General features: G+C 74.2%; 9 protein-coding genes and 2 pseudogenes. 7 read left to right on the top strand and 4 right to left on the bottom strand.

Annotated features, from left to right (window positions below; genetic code table 11):
• The first annotated feature begins 5 nt into the window (after positions 1-5).
• From ET495_RS07310 to ET495_RS07295, 4 genes and pseudogenes are all read left to right on the top strand, one after another.
• A complete protein-coding gene (locus tag ET495_RS07310) occupies positions 6-1,496 on the top strand; it encodes a DUF3375 domain-containing protein (protein WP_129203846.1) in 1,491 nt (496 codons plus the stop codon).
• On the top strand, positions 1,493-2,317 hold the full coding sequence (locus tag ET495_RS07305) for a DUF4194 domain-containing protein (protein ID WP_129203845.1): 825 nt from the start codon (positions 1,493-1,495) through the stop codon (positions 2,315-2,317). Before ET495_RS07310 ends, ET495_RS07305 begins: the two co-directional genes overlap by 4 nt.
• Positions 2,314-5,688, top strand: coding sequence for an ATP-binding protein (locus ET495_RS07300; protein ID WP_129203843.1), 3,375 nt, complete (start codon positions 2,314-2,316; stop codon positions 5,686-5,688). The genes ET495_RS07305 and ET495_RS07300 overlap by 4 nt, the downstream gene beginning before the upstream one ends.
• An 87-nt stretch (positions 5,689-5,775) precedes the next feature.
• Positions 5,776-8,246, top strand: a pseudogene (locus ET495_RS07295) (glycogen/starch/alpha-glucan phosphorylase).
• 104 nt (positions 8,247-8,350) lie between these two features.
• Here the strand turns inward: ET495_RS07295 and ET495_RS07290 are convergent.
• Positions 8,351-8,989 carry a TetR/AcrR family transcriptional regulator gene (locus ET495_RS07290; RefSeq protein ID WP_129203841.1) on the bottom strand — a complete coding sequence of 213 codons (639 nt, stop codon included), beginning with the start codon at positions 8,987-8,989 and terminating at the stop codon, positions 8,351-8,353.
• Positions 8,990-8,996: 7 nt separating this feature from the next.
• Positions 8,997-10,487 carry an APC family permease gene (locus ET495_RS07285; protein ID WP_129203839.1) on the bottom strand — a complete coding sequence of 497 codons (1,491 nt, stop codon included), beginning with the start codon at positions 10,485-10,487 and terminating at the stop codon, positions 8,997-8,999.
• Between the two features lie 142 nt (positions 10,488-10,629).
• On the opposite strand from ET495_RS07285, the gene ET495_RS07280 reads away from it, so the two are divergent.
• The gene (locus ET495_RS07280) at positions 10,630-11,733 is read left to right on the top strand and encodes a P1 family peptidase (RefSeq protein WP_245993362.1); all 1,104 of its coding nucleotides are present in this window, start codon (positions 10,630-10,632) and stop codon (positions 11,731-11,733) included.
• A gap of 68 nt (positions 11,734-11,801) precedes the next feature.
• Here the strand turns inward: ET495_RS07280 and ET495_RS07275 are convergent, their stop codons facing one another.
• On the bottom strand, positions 11,802-13,430 hold the full coding sequence (locus tag ET495_RS07275) for a PucR family transcriptional regulator (protein WP_129203835.1): 1,629 nt from the start codon (positions 13,428-13,430) through the stop codon (positions 11,802-11,804).
• Between the two features lie 100 nt (positions 13,431-13,530).
• Between ET495_RS07275 and ET495_RS07270 the strand changes: the two genes are divergently transcribed.
• Entirely contained in the window at positions 13,531-15,015 is a 1,485-nt protein-coding gene (locus ET495_RS07270; RefSeq protein WP_129203833.1) for a CoA-acylating methylmalonate-semialdehyde dehydrogenase, read from the top strand.
• 9 nt (positions 15,016-15,024) lie between these two features.
• Positions 15,025-16,454, top strand: a pseudogene (locus tag ET495_RS07265) (aminotransferase class III-fold pyridoxal phosphate-dependent enzyme).
• 9 nt (positions 16,455-16,463) lie between these two features.
• Here ET495_RS07265 and ET495_RS07260 read toward each other — a convergent pair.
• Positions 16,464-18,383 carry a helicase HerA-like domain-containing protein gene (locus tag ET495_RS07260; protein WP_129203831.1) on the bottom strand — a complete coding sequence of 640 codons (1,920 nt, stop codon included), beginning with the start codon at positions 18,381-18,383 and terminating at the stop codon, positions 16,464-16,466.
• Positions 18,384-18,419: the final 36 nt, after the last annotated feature.

Raw genomic sequence — 18,419 nt, 5'->3', positions numbered from 1 at the left:
CCGTGATGAACAGGATCGAGAGCGCCTACGCGGGCGCGCTGCGGGGCTTCCGCAGCCCCATGCTCGCGTTGCTGCACAAGCGTGACGCACCGCTGGTCGTCGCGCTGCTGTCGAGCGTGTTCCAGCCCGACCGGACGATCGTGCGCGTCGCCGACGCGCACACCGAGATCGCCGACGCCGTCCTTCAGCTGCGCGCGGCCGGGTACGACGACCTGCCGGAGCGCCCGGCGCGCGAGCTGTGCCGCACCTGGGTCGAGGCGGGCTGGCTCGTGCGCCAGGCCGACGAGGACGGGACCGAGAGGTACCGGCTGTCGGCGCACGCCGTCGGCGCCCTGGAGATCACGGGCCGCGCAGGCGGTGGACGTTCGCGCGTGACGCGTTCACGCGTGCTCACGCTGCTGGAGGCCGTCGAACGGCTGGCCGACGACGCGAACCCGGACGCGGCCGCGCGCATCGCCCGGCTCACCCGGGAGATCGCGCAGCGCGAGACCGAGCGCGCACGGCTCGAACGCGACGGCACCGTCGACCCGGTCGGCGAGGAGCACCTGCTCGAGGCGGCCGAGAACGTGCTCATGCTGGTGCGCGAGCTGCCGGCCGACTTCGCACGCGTCGCCGAGTCGATCCGCTCGATCCAGCGCGAGACGGTCACCGCGCTGCGCCAGGACGAGCGGCCGACCGGCGAGGTGCTGCGCGACTACCTCGACCGCGCCGAGCACCTCATGGACGCCACGGCCGAGGGCCGGGCGTTCGCCGGCGCCACGCGGCTGCTGGGGGATCCGCAGCGTCTCGACGAGCTGGCCGACGCCCTCGACGTCGTGCTACGCCACCCGTTCGCGGCGCGCCTGCCCGAGCAGCAGCGTGCCGAGCTGCGCGCGATCACCCAGCGCATCGAGCAGGGGTTCGAGGACGTGCTGACCGCGCAGCGTCAGGCGTCACGCGTCATCGCGGCACAGGTGCGCCACCACGACCCGCTGCGCGACCGCCAGGTCGACGACCTGCTGCGCGAGGTCATCTCCGGGCTCGGTGCGTGGATGCCGACGACGCGGCGCGCCCAGCCCGTCGACCCGCTGCGCCGCCTGCCGCGCGCGAGCGTGGGACGCCTGCGCGCGACGCTCGCCGACCTGCGCCCCGCGGACGGGCCCGCGCCGCTCGCCCCGTGGGACGACGACGGGACCGAGCCGTCGCTCGAGCACGCGCAGGCGTGGGGCGGGCCGCACTACGACGAGCTCGCCGCGCTGCTCGCGCGGGCCGCCGACGGCGGGCCCGCCGACCTGGCCGACCTGTTCGCCGGTGCGGACGCGGCGACGCGCCGCCCGGTCGACCTCGTCGGGCTGCTCGAGCTCGGCGCCCGGCACGGGCTCGTCGACCGCGACGCCGTCGCCGTCGTCGACACCGTGCGACCCGACGGCACGCGCCGTCGTCTCGCCTTCGAGGGGGTCGCGCTCGCGCCACGCCCCGACCGCACCAGCACCGCCGGCCCGGAGGGGGACGTATGAGCGACGTCGAGGACGTGCCCGTCGAGGGCGCGCCCGTCGGGGACCCGGGCGTGGAGCCCGGCGGGTTCATCGCGCCCGTCGCGATGGAGGCCGACCCCGCCGAGCTGTTCGCCGGTGACACCGGCACGCTCGATCCGGCCGCCCGCGTGGTGCTCGTGGACCTGCTGCGCCGCCGCTACCTGTCGGCCGAGCGCACGCCGGAGCGCTGGCAGGCGCTCCTGGCGCACCAGACGGTCATCGAGTCGCGGCTGCACGACCTGTTCGTGACGCTCGTCGTGGACCGCGACCGCGGCATCGCCTACAAGCGGCAGGTGCGCTCGGGCGAGGTCGACATCCCGATCCTGCTGCGCGACGAGTCGTACACGCGCGTCGAGACGGTGCTGCTGGTGCAGCTGCGCACGCTGCACCAGCAGGAGAGCCGGGCGGGCGAGGTCGCCGCACGCGTCGACGCCGAGGAGCTCGAGCAGTGGGTGTTCACCTACCTCGACCCGGCCGAGACGAACGTCGCGCTGCGCCAGCGCGAGGTGCGCGCGGCCATCGCCAAGCTCGTGACCGAGGGGTTCCTCGTCGAGGAGGCGCCGGGGCGGTTCCGCGTCACCGCCCTGGTCGAGGTGGTGCTGCCCGTCGACCGGCTGGCCGAGCTCGCCGCGTGGCTGCGCGCCGGGGGACGCCCGGCTCCCGAGGCCGCGGCCCACGCCGTCGGCTCCGACGCCGGCTTCGCCGCTGTCCTGGACGACGCGGCCGAGACCGACTCCGACGAGACCGACTCCGACGACACCGACTCCGACGAGACCGACTCCGACGAGGAGGACGACGAATGACGATGGTCGACACCCTCTTCGGGCTCATCCCGGCGGCCTCGACGGGCCAGCAGTGGGTCGCCCGGGACCTTCAGGTGGTCAACTGGGGCGGCTACGACGGTTCCCACCGCGTGCGGCTGGCCTCCACCGCCACGCTGCTCGCGGGCGGCTCCGGCTCGGGCAAGTCCACCCTCATGGACGCCTACATCGCGCTGCTCATGCCCCACACGACGCCGTTCAACGGCGCGTCCAACGGGGGCGTCGTCGGGCGCCCGCGCGGCAAGGACCAGCGCAACGTCATCTCGTACGCGCGCGGCAAGCTCGACGAGTCGCGCACCGCCGACGGCACGCGCGAACGGGTGCTGCGCGGCGACGGACGCGACACCTGGACGGCCATCGCCATGACGTGGGCCGACCAGTCGGGCGCCGAGCTGACGGCCGTGCGCGCCTGGTACGTCCCCGCCGGGGCCACCACCATGGACGCGCTGACCCCCGTGCGCGCCACGGTCGCCGGGCCGCTCGACCTGCGTGACCTGGCGCCCGCGGCCGAGCAGCGCTTCGCCCGCCCGGCCCTCGTGGCCCTCGGCCTGACCTGCTTCGACACCGACCGCGAGTTCGCGGCGCGCCTGTACTCGACGCTCGGCATCGGCGCCGCGGGCGGCGGCGAGAAGGCCGTCGGCCTGCTCGCGCGCATCCAGGCGGGCCAGCAGATCACCACAGTCGACGCGCTCTACAAGTCGATGGTCCTCGAGGAGCCCGAGACGCTGGCCCGGGCCGACGACGTCGTCGAGCACTTCGACGAGCTCTCCGGCACGCGCGCGCGGATGCTCACCGCGCAGCAGCAGGTGCGCGTCCTGTCCCCGGTCCGCGGCCACCGCGCGAGCATCGACGCGGCCCGCGAGCGGCTCGCCGTCGTCGACGGCGTCGGGCGCACCGACGACGACGGGTCGCCGGTCGGCCTGTGGCGTGCCGAACGGCGTGCGGGCCTGCTGCGCGCGCTCGAGGACGACGTGCGCCGGCAGGCGCAGCAGGCCGGGGACCGCGTGCGCGAGCTCGACGCCGTCGTCAAGGCGTGCAAGGCCGAGCTCGACGCGATCCGCACCCAGCTGTGGGCCTCGGGCGGCGAACGGCTGCACCAGGCGGAGGGCGAGCTGTCGCGTGCCGAGGCGGCGCTCGCCGAGGTGCAGCGACACCGCGGGCGCCTCGACGCCGCGCTCGACGTGCTGGGCGCGACCGTCACGAGCAAGGCCGACTTCGTGCGGCTCGCCGCGGCCGCCACGGCGCGGCTCGCCGACTCCCAGGACCGGCACGCGGCATTCGAGTCGCGCGACCGGGCGCGCGACGCCCAGATCGCCGCCGAGCGTGCCCTGGCCGAGCTCACGACCGAGCGCACGGCGTTCGCGGCCCGGCACGGCAACGTTCCCGAGGTGCTGCACCGGGCGCGTGTCGCACTCGCGCACGCGGCCGGGCTCGACGTCGCCGAGCTGCCGTTCGTCGCCGAGCTGCTGGAGGTGCGCACCGAGCACGAGCCGTGGCGTGAGGCGTTCAACCTGGCCCTGGGCGGGTTCGCGACGACGCTGCTGCTCGACGTCGCGCACCTCGACCGGTTCCGGGCGGCGATCGACGCCGTCCCGTCGGCCGTGCGCCTGCGCTTCGAGGGCGTGCCGACCGGGGTCGTCAGCCAGTCCCGCCCCGACCCGGCGACCCTGCCCGGGCGGGTCGAGCACGCGCGCGGCCCGTTCGAGGGCTGGTTGCGCGAGCGCCTCGCCGAGCGCTTCGCGTTCACGTGCGTCGACTCGCCCGCCGACCTGGCCCGGCACCCCAAGGCGCTGACGCGCACCGGGCAGACCTCCGAGGGCTCGCGCGGCGCGCACGGCGGCCAGGGGCACGCCAACGTGCTGGGCTTCACCAACACCCGCCGCCTGGCCGACCTCGACCGGGCGATCGAGTCGGCCGGCGCCGAGCTGCGCGCCGCCGCCGAGGCGCTGCGCGGTGCCGCGCTGCGCCTGGACGCCGTCGAGGACCAGGCCGCGGCCGCGCGCGTGGTCACGGAACTGAGCTGGGACGGCGTCGACGTCGCTGCCGCGCAGGCCGCCTGCGCGCGCTGGCGTGACGTCATCGCCCAGGCGCGCGCCGAGAGCCCCGAGCTCGACGACCTGCGGGCGCGCGCCGCCGAGCTGGACGCGCGCGTCGACGCGCTCACCCAGGACCTGGGCCTCGCCAAGGGCAGGTCGGCCGAGCTCCAGGCACGCTGGGAACGGGTCAGCGACGACGTCGACGCCGCCCAGCGCGTGCTCGACGACGCGGCCGACCGCGGCGACACCCTCACCGCGCGGCAGCGCTCCTACCTCGACGAGGTGCTCGCCGACGCGACCGCCCCGGGCGACGGCGGCGACGACCCGCAGGCCGCGCTCGCCGCGTTCGACGCCGTCGTGGCGCGCGCCGCCGAACGGCTGCGGCACGACCGCGAGACGGCGGCGACCGCCGTCGAGACCGGACGCGAGGCGCTGCGCACGCTGTTCGAGGCGTTCACCCGGCAGTGGGAGGACCCGAACCTGGGCACCGACCCCGACGCCTCGTACGCCGACTACGAGCGCGTGCTGACGACGCTCGAGACCGACCGGCTGCACGAGCTCGAGGCCGACTGGCGGCGCAGCCTGCTGCGCATGTCGGGCGACGACCTCACGGACCTCGAACGCACCGTCGCGCGCTCGCTGCGCGAGATCACCGAGCGCATCGACCCGGTCAACCGGATCCTGTCCGGGCTGCCGTTCGCCGACGACGACCACCGTCTGCGCATCGACGCACGCCCCGTCCAGTCGGCGCTCGTCACCCGGTTCCGCAAGGAGCTGCGCGAGGTGCGCGAGCTGGTGTCCGCGCAGGCCACCGAGGCCGAGCGCGAGGCCCGGTATGCGCGCATGGCCCGCCTCATCGACCGGCTGCGGCCCGGCGCGCCCGACCGGGCCGACCTGGTCGACGTGCGCCGCCACGTGCGCCTGTCGGCCGAGAAGGTCGACCTCGACGGCGCCCACGTCGCGCTCTACGACCACATCGGCGAGAAGTCGGGCGGTGAGTCGCAGGAGCTGGTCGCGTTCATCGTCGGGGCCGCGCTGCGCTACCAGCTCGGCGACGCCGGCGCCGACCGCCCGCGCTACGCCCCCGTGTTTCTCGACGAGGCGCTCATCAAGGCCGACGCCCAGTTCTCGGGTCGCGCCGTGGGCGCCTGGCGCGGGCTCGGGTTCCAGCTCGTGGTCGGCGCGCCCAACGACAAGGTCTCGGCGCTCGAACCGCACGTGGACGCCTCCTACGTGGTCACCAAGGATTCCGGCGGTCGCTCGCGGGCGCGCGCCGTCGTCGGCGTCCCGGAGGGGCCGCAGCCGGCGGCGCGCTGAGCGCCCGGGCGCGGGCCTGCGCAGGTCATCGACGCGGAATGCGACTTCCCCGCTGCCTTCCCGCCCGCTCGCTTGTACTGTCGTGGCGTGACCGACACGACACCCCCCATCGCCAGCCCGGAGCACACCGTCGAGGGCTTCGTGCGGCAGTACCTGCGGGAGCTGACGTACACGCAGGGAACGACGCTCGAGCGTGCCTCGCTCAACGACAAGTACCTGGCTCTCGCCCGCACCGCCCGCGCCTACCTCATGTCGCGCTGGAACCGCACGGTGACCCACCAGTACCACCAGCCCGGTCGCGGCGTCGCCTACCTCTCCGCCGAGTACCTGCTCGGCCGCCAGCTCGACAACGCGCTCATCGCCTCGGGCCTGGAGGCCGTGGCGGCGGAGGCGCTGGCCAGCCTGGGCCTCTCGCTCGACGAGCTGCGCGCCGCGGAGGTCGAGCCGGGCCTCGGCAACGGCGGCCTCGGCCGTCTCGCCGCCTGCTTCATCGACTCGCTCGCGACCATGAACATCCCCGCCATCGGCTACGGCATCCGCTACGAGTACGGCATCTTCCGTCAGACGTTCGTCGACGGCCGCCAGGTCGAGGAGCCGGACTCGTGGCTCGACAACGGCTCGCCGTGGGAGATCGCCCGCCCGAGCAGGAGGTCGAGATCGCTTTCGGTGGCCACACCGAGACGGCGACGGTCGACGGCGTCGAGCGCACCACCTGGGTTCCCGGCTGGTCCGTGCTCGCCATCCCCTACAACTACATGGTGCCCGGCTACCTCAACGGCCGCGTCAACACGCTGCGCCTGTGGAGCGCGCGCGCCACCCACGCGTTCGACCTGAAGATCTTCAACTACGGCGACTACGCCGAGGCCGTGCGCGCGCAGACGTTCGCCGAGAACATCACCAAGGTCCTCTACCCCGAGGACTCGACGCCGCAGGGCAAGGAGCTGCGCCTGCAGCAGCAGTACTTCTTCGTCGCGGCGTCGCTGCACGACTTCGTCGAGCGATTCCTCGAGGACGGGTTCGACCTGCACCGCCTGCCCGAGCGCATCACCTTCCAGCTCAACGACACCCACCCGGTGATCGCGATCCCCGAGCTCATGCGCATCCTGATCGACCTCAAGGGGCTGACCTGGGACGAGGCATGGGGGATCACCCGCCAGTGCTTCGCCTACACCTGCCACACGCTGCTGCCCGAGGCGCTCGAGGTGTGGCCGGTCGAGCTCATGGCGCGGCTGCTGCCGCGGCACATGGAGATCATCTACCGCATCAACGACGAGTTCCTCGCCTCGGTGCGCGAGCGGTTCGGCAACGACGAGATGCTCGTCCGGCGCATGTCGATCATCGCCGAGCACCCCGAGCGGGCCGTGCGCATGGCGTTCCTCGCGAGCGTGGGCACGTCGAAGATCAACGGCGTCGCCGAGCTGCACAGCCAGCTCCTGCGCGAGAAGGTGCTGACCGACTTCGCCGAGCTCTGGCCCGAGAAGTTCACGAACGTGACCAACGGCGTGACCCCGCGCCGGTTCGTGCGCCTGGCCAACCCGGGCCTGTCGAGCCTCATCACCGAGGCCATCGGCGACGGCTGGGTCACCGACCTGGAGCGCCTGCGCGAGCTCGAGCCGCTGGCCGACGACGCGCAGTTCCGGGCCCGGTTCCGTGAGGTCAAGCAGGCCAACAAGCACCGCCTGGTCGACCTGCTCGCCGCGCGTGACGGCATCGCGATCGACCCGGACACCATGCTCGACGTCATGGTCAAGCGCCTGCACGAGTACAAGCGCCAGCTCCTGAAGGTGCTGCACGTCGTGACGACGTACGACCGGTTGCGCACGGGCGAGCTCGACCCGGCCACGGCGGTGCACCGCACCGTCGTCTTCGGGGCCAAGGCCGCACCCGGCTACAAGATGGCCAAGGAGATCATCGCGCTCATCAACCACGTCGGGGCCCGCGTCAACGGGGACCCGGTCGTGTCGCAGGCGTTGCGGGTGGCGTTCCCGGCCAACTACAACGTGACGGTGGCCGAGACGCTCATCCCCGCCGCCGACCTGTCGGAGCAGATCTCGCTTGCGGGCAAGGAGGCGTCAGGCACCGGCAACATGAAGTTCGCGCTCAACGGTGCCCTCACGGTCGGCACGGACGACGGCGCGAACGTCGAGATCCGCCAGCTCGTCGGGGACGACAACTTCTTCCTGTTCGGCCTGACCGAGCCGGAGGCGAGTGCGATCCAGGAGGCCGGCTACCGCCCGGCCGCGTACTACGAGCAGAACCCGGTGCTGCGCCGGGCCCTCGACCTCATCGCCGCCGGCGAGTTCTCGGGCGGGGACCGCAGCGTCTTCGAGCCGATCGTCTCGAACCTGCTGTACGAGGACCGCTTCATGGTGCTCGCGGACTACCAGTCCTACATGGACGCCCAGGAGCGCGTCGACACCGCCTACGGCGACGCGGACGCCTGGAGCCGCGCGGCGGTGCTCAACGTGGCCCGCAGCGGCTTCTTCTCCTCGGACCGGTCCATGCGCGACTACCTCGACCGCATCTGGCACGTGGAGCCCGTGCCGGTCCAGGACTGATCGCACGCACGACGGCGCCGCACCCCCGCGCGGGGGTGCGGCGCCGTCGTGCGTGCTCAGAAGCACCGGCTGCGGCCGGGAGCGAGCGGCCAGGCACGCGCCGTTCAGCTCGCCTTTCCCGTGCCGGTCGCGCGCGGCACGCCGCCCGGTCCGGCGAGCGTGCACCGGAGCGCGAGGCTCGCGTACGACAGCACGTTCGCGCGGCAGGCGGCCCGGTCGAGCTCCACGCCGATGAGCGGGTACAGGTCGTACGCGTCCTCGAGCGCGACGAGGTTGCGGGCGATGGCTGCCGGCTCGGCGGCCGGGTGGAAGTGCCCCAGCCCGGCGCCGAGCTCGATCGTCGTGCGGTAGAGCATCACCTGCCGTTCGACGATCGAGCGGTGCAGCGGCTTGTACTGAGGCCGCTGGCGTAGCAACGGGATGCTCTCGTACACCAGGCGCAGGTCCTGGGAGATGACGTCGGGGACCCCGGCCTCGACGAGAGCCACGATGCGGTCGCGCGGGTCGGCGTGCCGTTCGGCGATCTCGCGCCGGCGCTCGTAGAACTCCTCGACGACGCCCTCGACCGCGGTGAAGACGAGGTCGTCGAAGGTCGAGAAGTGGTACATCACCGTGCCGGTGGAGACGTCGGCCTCCGCCGCGACGGACCGGACGTTGGTCGCCCCGACGCCCTTGTCCCGCGCGACCCGCAACGCTGCCGAGACGAGCTCGGCGCGGCGGCGACCGCCGCCTGCGGCGCCCATGGCCGTCTCAGACCCGTTCCAGGGCCTCGGGCGCCTCCGCCGTCGCGAGCGACGCGTACCGCGCCGGGTCGCGTCGGCGCATCACCCGGGCGGCGACGAGCCCGACGACCACCAGCACGGGCGTGGGCAGCAGCAGGATGGTGTTCACCGCGCCCTCCTGGTCCGTGATGATGTCCATGTTCGTGGCGATGAGCCAGAACCCGACGGCGAGGCCGACGGCGCCGAGGACGGGTGCGATCAGCACCCGCCACGGGGAGTGGCCTCGCAGGTCCTGGGTGAAGAAGCCGACGATCGCGACCGCGGCGACCGCCTGGGCGAAGACGAGGCCGGCCACGCCCATGGAGTACGTCCAGATCCCGAGCTGGAGGAACGGGTCAGCCTTCACGACGATGCAGGCGACGATGACCACCAGGCTCAGGCCCGACAGCAGCAGGCTCGCCCGGTGGGGGGAGCGGCTGACGCGGTGCGTGCTGGCGAGGCCGTACGGCAGCAGGCGCTCGCGGGCGAGGGAGTACACGTAGCGCGAGCACGCGTTGTGGAACGCGAGCAGGCAGGCGAAGAAGCTGGTGACGATCAGGACGCGCATGGTGTCGGCCGCGGCGTCGCCGAGGTAGGTCGAGCCCGCGGAGAAGACGATGTCCTGGAAGTCCTCGCCCTGGGCGAGCTCGACGACGTTGTCGGCGCCGAAGGCGACCGTGAGGATCCAGAACGTAAAGGCGTAGAACGCGCCGAGGAACCCGACGGCGACGTACGTGGCGCGCGGAACGGTCCGGCGCGGGTCCTTGGCCTCCTCGGTGTAGATCGCGGTGCCCTCGAACCCGATGTAGGCGCCGAACCCGAAGACGAAGAGGCTGCCTGAGCCCGCGGCGAGGAAGATGTTGCGCGGGTCGAACGACGCGGCCGAGGCCGGCGCGGGACCGCCCTGCATGAGCACCGCGACGGCGAGCACCAGGAGGATCGCGACCTCCAGCGTGAGCAGGACGCCGAGCACCTTGGCGCCGACGTCGATGTGCCGGTAGCCGAGCACGCAGACCAGGGCGGCCGAGGCGAGCGAGTAGAAGCCCCAGTGCAGGTGGTACCCGAGCAGCGCCTCGACGGTGATCTGGCCGAAGAAGCCGATGAACCCGTAGAAGCACACGCACAGGGACGCGTAGGCGAACACGGTCACGAGCGCCGTCGCGAGCCCGGCGGGCCGTCCGAGCCCGCGCGTGGCGTACGCGTAGAACGCTCCGGCGTTGCGTACGTAGCGGGACATCGCGGTGAAGCCCACCGCGAACAGGATCAGCACCATCCCGCACACGAGCATGGCTCCGGGTGCGCCGATACCGCCCAGGCGCAGCGCGGTGGGTGCCGCGCTGACCACCACCGTGAGCGGGGCGGCGGCGGAGATCACGAAGAACGCGATTCCCCACACGCCGAGTCGGCCGGACGCGAGCTGCCGGCCCTCCTGGGTCTCGCTGGTGGGGTGGGACGAGGCTCTTGCGTTGAGCTGGCTCATGCGACTCCCCTAGTCAGGTCTGCGCGCCGTTACGCAGGAATTGAACAGGGAGTCAAGCGGCGTCCCAGTCTGTCTGTCAAGCCTGTCCGGGCAAGATCAAGCGCATCTTGAGCAAGCGTTCAGAATCGCTATGCTGTCGCGCATGTCTGGCATCCACGCACGTGACCTCGGCGTTTCCTTCGACGGCGTCCCCGGGCCGCGCAACGCGATCACCGACGTCGGGGGAGTCGAGGTCGGCTACGTGACCCGTTCGGCCGGGCACGTCCAGACCGGAGTCACAGCCATCCTGCCGCGAGGCCGCGACGGCGTCGGCGTCCCGTGCGCGGCCGCGACGCACTCGCTCAACGGCAACGGCGAGCTCACGGGCCGGACGTGGATCGACGAGAGCGGGTCGCTCGACCTGCCCGTGCTCCTGACGAGCTCGCACTCGGTCGGGACGGTCCATCGCGGCGTCGTCGACTGGGTCGTGCGCCACCATCCGGCGCTGGCCTCCCAGTGGCTCCTGCCCGTGGTGGGCGAGACGTGGGACGGCTACCTGCACGACATCAACGGCGGTCACCTCGTGCCCGACGACGCCGGTCGCGCGATCGACGCCGCGAGCGCCGACGTCGTCAGCGGCCCGTTCGGCGGCGGCACGGGCATGTGCTGCTACGGCTTCAAGGGCGGCACGGGCACGGCGTCGCGGGTCGCCGACGTCGGTGACGAGCAGTACACGGTCGGCGTGCTGTTGCAGGCAAACTTCGGGTCGCGGCCCGAGCTGCGCCTGGGCGGCGTGCCGCTCGGCCGGCGTTCGGCCGCGCCGAACCCGATGGCGGAGACCGACTGGCTGGTGCGCGACGGCGAGAACCCGGGCGCGGCGGCCGGGGCGGGGAGCGTGGTGGGGATCGTGGCGACCGACGCGCCGCTGCTTCCGCACCAGCTCGCGGCGGTCGCGCGCCGCGTGCCGCTGGGGCTGGCGCGCACGGGGACCACCGGCAGCCACTTCTCGGGCGACATCTTCCTCGCGTTCTCGACGGCCAACACCGGCGCGCTCGTCTCGCGCATCCCCGCCGGGCAGACCCCGCCGCTCGACCGGCTCCGGTCCGTGCCGTGGGGACTGGTCGACCCGCTCTACGCGGCGACGGTCGAGGCCACGGAGGAGGCCGTGGCGGAGGCGCTGGTCGCGGCGCACGACGTGACGGGGCGTGACGGGCACCGCGCCTACGCCCTGCCGCACGCCGAGGTCCGGGCCGCGTTTGGCGCCTAGTCTCAGGCGCCGGGGACTCAGGCGCGCCAGGGACTCAGGCGCGCCAGGGCCTCAGACTCGCCAGGGCCTCAGGCGCGCCGGGGCGGCCGGGCCAGCACCGCGACGTGCAGCGCCGCGACCGCCTCGCCGTCGTCGAGGTCGAGTCCCAGGAGCCGGGAGACGAGCGCCAGCCGCTGGTAGAACACCGAGCGTGACAGGTGGCTCGCGGCCGCCGCACGGGTGCGGTTGCCGGGGTGGGCGACGTAGGCGCGCAGCACCTCGACCAGGTCGCCGTCGTGCGCCAGGTCGTGCTCGACGAGCGGGCGCAGCAGGTCCTCGGCGTGCGCCGTCAGCCGGGGGTCGCCGCCGAGCGCGGTGACCAGGCGCAGCAGCGGGTGCCGGGACGCCCGGTGGACGGCGGCGGCGGGCCCCGGCGTCAGGCGCCCGGCGAGCGCGACGGCCTCGGTGAGCGAGGCGAGCAGCCCGGCCGGCCCGTGGGCCCCGGTGCCGACGACGACGTCGGCCGCGCGTTCGTCGGCCTCGTGCGGCGCGGCGGCCGCGAGCGCCTGGAACGCGGCGTCGTCGGGCGCGTGCCCGTCGCGCGCGGACACGGCGACGACGAGCCGGCCCGGCCGGTCGGGCTGGGGTGCGGCGAGGACGCCGAGCCCGCTGGCACGGGCGGCGCGCACCACGCGGGTCGCGGCGCCGTCGTCGAGGGCGCCCGCGCGCCGCAGCAGGACGGCGCCGGTCAGGACACGGCCGGTGACGGGGAAGCCGGACGCCTCGAAGCGCGCCGTGAGCTCGCCGTCGCCGGCGTGCCGCCCGCGCAGGAGCGTGCCGAGGAGGGCCGTGTGGCTGTGCCGGGACCACGCGTCGTCGTCGCGGTCGGCGAGCCGGCTGAGGGTCAGTGCGACGGCGGCCTGTTCGAGCACGGTCGAGCGGCCGGCGCGGTGCTGCTCCCCGGGGAGCGCGACGAGGTGCCCCCAGCGGGTGCCGCGCGCCTCGACGGGCGCGATCGTCCAGCCGTCCTGTCCTGTGCCGCGGTGCGCGGCGCGTGAGCGCTGCTCCCACGCGGCGAGGTCGGCGCCGTCGGGGGAGAGGTTCTCGGCGGCGACGACCTGGTGGGCGGCGTCCTCCAGCACGACGGGGCAGGCGAGCACGCGTGCGGCGTGCGCGACGATGACGTCGGCGGGGCTGCCGCGCAGGCTCAGGCCGGTGAACAGCGTGTGGATCTCGTCGCGGGCGCGCAGCGCGGCCGTCTGGTCGGAGATGATCCGCGCGTGGACGGACTCGGTGACGTCGACGAAGCGGGCCTTGCGGTGCAGGACGACGAACGGGACGCCCGCGGCGCGCAGCTCGGCCACGAGGGCGGGCGGGGCGGCGGGCAGGTGGTCCCCGAGCTCCAGGACGAGTCCCGCGATACGGGCCGCGACGAGCTGCCGGCCCAGGCGGTGCAGCGCCGGACCGTCGGCGGGCCAGGCGATGCCCGTCGAGAGCAGGAGCTCGCCGCCCGAGACGAGGCCCGCGGCCTCGGGGGTCTCGGCGACGTGGACCCAGCGCACGGGCGCGTCGAGCCCCTCGGCGCCGCACACCAGCTCGGGCAGGGCCCGGGCGACCGGCTCGGAGGCGAGCACGTCGCGCACGCTCGGCAGCAGGTGCGAGTCGCCGGGTGCCGGACGATCTGTCCGAACGGTGCGTGATCCGGGACGGTCTGACATCGCTGGCCTCGCTTCCGCGCCGAGATGATCGAGGTTCTGAGACTAGTCACCATCCGGGCAGATCGTCCGGCATCCCCGTCGTCCCTGCTGTGGAGGAACCGTGGCACTCATCCGTCATCTCGTCGCCGGAGCCGAGACCGGCGACCCGGCCCGCGTCGGCCCCGTCTTCGACCCGGCGACCGGGCAGCGCCAGCACGACGTCGTGCTGGGCGGTGCCGCCGACGTCGCGGCCGCCGTCCAGGCGGCGCGCGCGGCCCTGCCGGCCTGGCGCGAGACGAGCCTGGCGCGCCGCGCGGACGTGCTCTTCCGGCTGCGGCACCTGCTGACCGAGCGCCGAGACGACCTCGCGCGCATCGTCACGTCCGAGCACGGCAAGGTGCACGCCGACGCGCTCGGCGAGATCGGGCGCGGCCTGGAGAACGTCGAGTACGCGGCCGGCCTGCTCGAGCACCTCAAGGGCGAGCACAGCGAGCAGGTCTCGCGCGGCGTCGACGTGTACTCGGTGCGGCAGCCCGTCGGCGTCGTCGGGTGCATCACCCCGTTCAACTTCCCCGTCATGGTGCCCCTGTGGATGGTCGCCAGCGCGGTCGCGTGCGGCAACACCGTGGTGCTCAAGCCGAGCGAGAAGGACCCGAGCGCGCCCCTGTTCCTCGCGCGGCTCTTCCAGGAGGCGGGCCTGCCCGACGGCGTGCTCAACGTCGTCCACGGCGCCAAGGACGCCGTGGACGCGCTGCTCGACGACCCGCACGTGGGCGCGGTGAGCTTCGTCGGGTCCACGCCCGTCGCGCGCGCCATCTACGCCCGCGCGAGCGCGTCCGGCAAGCGCGTCCAGGCGCTGGCCGGCGCGAAGAACCACATGGTCGTGCTGCCCGACGCCGACGTCGACGCGGCGGCCGACGCTGCCGTCTCGGCCGCCTACGGCTCGGCCGGGGAGCGCTGCATGGCCGTCAGCGTGCTGGTCACGGTCGGTGACGTCGGCGACCGGCTCGTGGAGGCCGTGGCGCGGCGGCTCGACGCGCTCGTCGTCGGCCCCGGCACCGACCCGGCGAGCGAGATGGGCCCGCTCATCACGCGCGAGCACCGCGACAAGGTCGCGTCCTACGTGGCCGGCGCGGCCGCCGACGGCGCCACCGTCGTCGTCGACGGGCGTGAGCGCGACCTGCCGGGCGGTGGGTTCTTCCTGGCGCCCAGCCTCGTCGACCACGTGCGGCCCGGCACGCCCGTGTACGACGACGAGATCTTCGGGCCCGTGCTGGCCGTCGTGCGGGCCGAGACGTTCGACGAGGCGGTCGCGATCGTCAACGGCAGCCCGTTCGGCAACGGCGCGGCCGTCTTCACGCGCGACGGCGGTGCCGCGCGCCGCTTCCAGCGGGAGGCGGACGCGGGCATGATCGGCATCAATGTGCCGATCCCGGTGCCCGTGGGCGCGTACTCGTTCGGCGGCTGGAAGGACTCGCTGTTCGGCGACACGCACATCTACGGCCCCGAGTCGTTCCACTTCTACACGCGCAGCAAGGTCGTCACCTCGCGCTGGCCCGACCCGGCCGGCTCGAAGGTCGAGCTCGCCTTCCCGTCGAACCGCTGAGGAGCACCGATGACGCCGACCAACGACGCGCTCGTGCCGAGCGCGAGCGACGAACCGCACGGCCACCTCGACCGGCACGGCACGCACCACCCGTTCGGCGACGCGGACGCCGAGGCGCAGGTGCGCGCGGACGACCGGGCGCACGTGTTCCACTCCTGGAGCGCGCAGGCCCACATCGACCCGCTGCCCGTCGCGGCGGGCCGGGGCTCGACGTTCTGGGACTACCAGGGCAACGCCTACCTCGACTTCGGCTCCCAGCTCGTCAACCTCAACCTGGGCCACCAGCACCCCGACCTGGTCGCCGCCGTCCAGCAGCAGGCCGGGCGGCTCGCCACGATCCAGCCGTCCCTGGCCAACGACGTGCGCGGCGAGCTGGCGCGCCGGATCGCCGCCGTCGCGCCCGGCACGCTCGACCACGTGTTCTTCACCAACGGCGGCGCCGAGGCCAACGAGTACGCGGTCCGCCTCGCGCGGCAGGCGACCGGGCGCTGGAAGGTGCTGTCCGCCTACCGCTCGTACCACGGCTCGACGTCGACGGCGATCGCCCTGACGGGCGACCCGCGCCGGTGGGCCAACCGCCCGATCGACCCGGGCGTCGCCCACTTCTTCGGCCCCTACCCGTACCGCTCGGCGTTCCACGCCACGACCCCGAGCAGGAGACCGAGCGCGCGCTCGAGCACCTGGAGTCGGTGGTGCGGCTCGAGGGCGCCGGGACGGTCGCCGCGATCGTGCTGGAGACCATCGTCGGCACCAACGGCGTGCTCGTCCCGCCGCCGGGCTACCTGGCGGGCGTGCGCGAGCTGTGCGACCGGCACGGCATCCTCCTCGTGGCCGACGAGGTCATGGTGGGGTTCGGCCGCGTCGGGGAGTGGTTCGCCGTCGACGCGTTCGGCGTCGTGCCCGACCTCATCACGTTCGCCAAGGGCGTCAACTCCGGGTACGTGCCCCTGGGCGGCGTCGTCATCAGCGACGCCGTCGCACGCCACTTCGACGACGTCCCGTTCCCCGGCGGGCTCACCTACTCCGGCCACCCGCTGGCCTGCGCGGCGGGCGTGGCCACCTTCGAGGTGTTCGAGCGCGACGGCATCCTGGAGCGCGTGCGCGACCTCGGCGAACGCGTGATCGCCCCCGAGCTCGCGGCCTGGGCCGAGCGGCACCCCGCGCTGGGCGAGGCGCGCGGCCGGGGCCTGTTCTGGGCGCTGGAGCTCGTGCGCGACCGCGAGACGCGCGAGCCGCTCGTACCGTTCAACGCCGCGGGTGCCGACGCCGAGCCGATGGCGCGCATCGCCGCCGCGTGCAAGGCGGGCGGCGTGTGGCCCTTCACGCACTTCAGCCGCGTGCACCTGGCACCGCCGCTGGTCATCGCGGAGGACGAGCTGCGGCGCGGGCTCGCGGTGATCGACGCCGCGCTCGACGTTGCGGACGAGTACGTGGCGTGACGGCGGCGGTCAGCGTCGCCGCGTGCCGAAGATCGAGCGGGTGATCTCGCGCGCCAGCGTGTTGCCGGCCGTCCGGAGCATCGAGTCGAGCGGGCTCGCCGCGCGCGAGCGGGGCCGGGACGCCGTCGGACGCTGCGTGGCGTCGCGCAGCAGGCGCTCGCGCATCTTCTCCAGCTCGGCCTGCTCCTTGCGGGCGGCCCGCTCGCGCTGGGCCGCGGCGTCCGCCTCAGCCTTCGCCTGCGCCTGCGCGGCGGCGTCGGCGGCCCGGGCGGCCTCGCGCGCGGCCGCCTCCTGCTGCACGCGCACCTGCAGCAGCTCGAACGCCGACTCGTTGTCGACGGCGGTGCCGTAACGCGCCTGCCCGCTCGACGCCGCCACGACGGCGTCGAGCGTGGCGGGCGGCGCCGGGTCCATCGACGCCTGCGGGGCGCGCACGCGCGTCCAGGCGACCGGCGCGGGCGCACCCTTCTCGGTCAGCACGGTGACCACGGCCTCGCCCGTCGCGAGCGACTGCAGCAGGCGCTCCAGGTCGTAGGGCGAGTGCGGGAACGTCCGCACCGCCTGGCGCAGCGCCGTCGCGTCGTCGGGGGTGAAGGCCCGCAGCGCGTGCTGCACCCGGTTGCCGAGCTGGGCGAGCACGTCGGCCGGCACGTCCTTGGGGGACTGGGTGACGAAGAAGACGCCCACCCCCTTGGAGCGGATGAGGCGCACCGTCTGCGTGACCTGCTGCAGGAAGTCCTTGCTCGCGCCGGCAAAGAGGAGGTGAGCCTCGTCGAAGAAGAAGACCAGGCGCGGCTTGTCCGGGTCGCCCACCTCCGGCAGCTCCTGGAACAGGTCGGCCAGCAGCCACATCAGGAACGTCGAGAACAGGGCGGGACGGTCCTGGACCGCGGGCAGCTCCAGCGCCGAGACCACGCCCCTGCCGTCGGCGGCCGTGCGCAGCAGGTCCGACGTCGCGAACGCGGGCTCGCCGAAGAACACGTCCGCCCCCTGCGCCTGGAGCGCGACGATCTCGCGCAGGATCACGCCCGCCGTCGCCACCGACAGGCCGCCGATGCCCTTGAGCTCCGCCTTGCCCTCGTCCGAGACGAGGTAGGCGATGGTCGCCTGCAGGTCCTTGAGGTCGAGCAGCGCCAGGCCCTGCGCGTCGGCCCAGTGGAAGACCAGGCCGAGGCTCGACTCCTGGGTGTCGTTGAGCCCCAGCACCTTGCTCAGCAGCAACGGGCCGAAGTCGGTCACCGTGGTGCGGATCGGCACCCCCGCACCGAGCCCGCCCAGCGAGTAGAACTCGACGGGGAACGCCGTCGGGGCCCACGCCTGGCCGATGCTGGCCGCGCGCGCGCTGACGGCCTCGCTCGGGGCGGGCGCGACCGCCAGGCCCGACAGGTCGCCCTTGATGTCCGCGAGGAACACCGGCACACCCGCGAGCGACAGGCCCTCGGCCATCGCCTGGAGCGTCTTGGTCTTGCCCGTGCCCGTGGCTCCCGCGACGAGGCCGTGCCGGTTGAGCATCGACAGCGCGAAGCCCACCTGCACGTCCGGGTTCGGGGCGGGCGTGCCGCCGACGTCCTCGAGAAGGGCACCGAGCGGGAGCAAGGCTCCGCGCACCGCGTAGCCCGCGGCGACCTCGGCGGCGTACCCGTCGAGGTCCGGGGGCGTGCGCGGGGCGTCGCCGACCGGCGCGGGTGCGGCGGCCGGTGGCAGGGACGGTGCGGACGCGACCGCCGGGGGAGCGGGGTCGGCGGGCGGTGCGGGCGTGGCGGCCTGGCCGGGGCCGGCGGCCTGCGCGGCGGCCTCGGCCGCCTCGAGCGCGGCCTGCGCTGCCGCCGCCTTGGCGGCTGCGGCCTCGGCGGCCGCCTGCGCCGCCGCTGCCCGCAGGGCCGCGAGGTCGGCGCTCGTCGGGGCCGTGGGCTGGTGATCCTCGGGCATGCGCGCAACCTAGCGCGCGCGATGGGCCGCCGCCCG

Source organism: Xylanimonas allomyrinae (assembly GCF_004135345.1).
GTDB classification, from domain to species: domain Bacteria; phylum Actinomycetota; class Actinomycetes; order Actinomycetales; family Cellulomonadaceae; genus Xylanimonas; species Xylanimonas allomyrinae.
The sequence above is the reverse complement of the archived record's forward strand: the minus strand, read 5'-3'. Positions and strand labels throughout refer to the sequence as shown.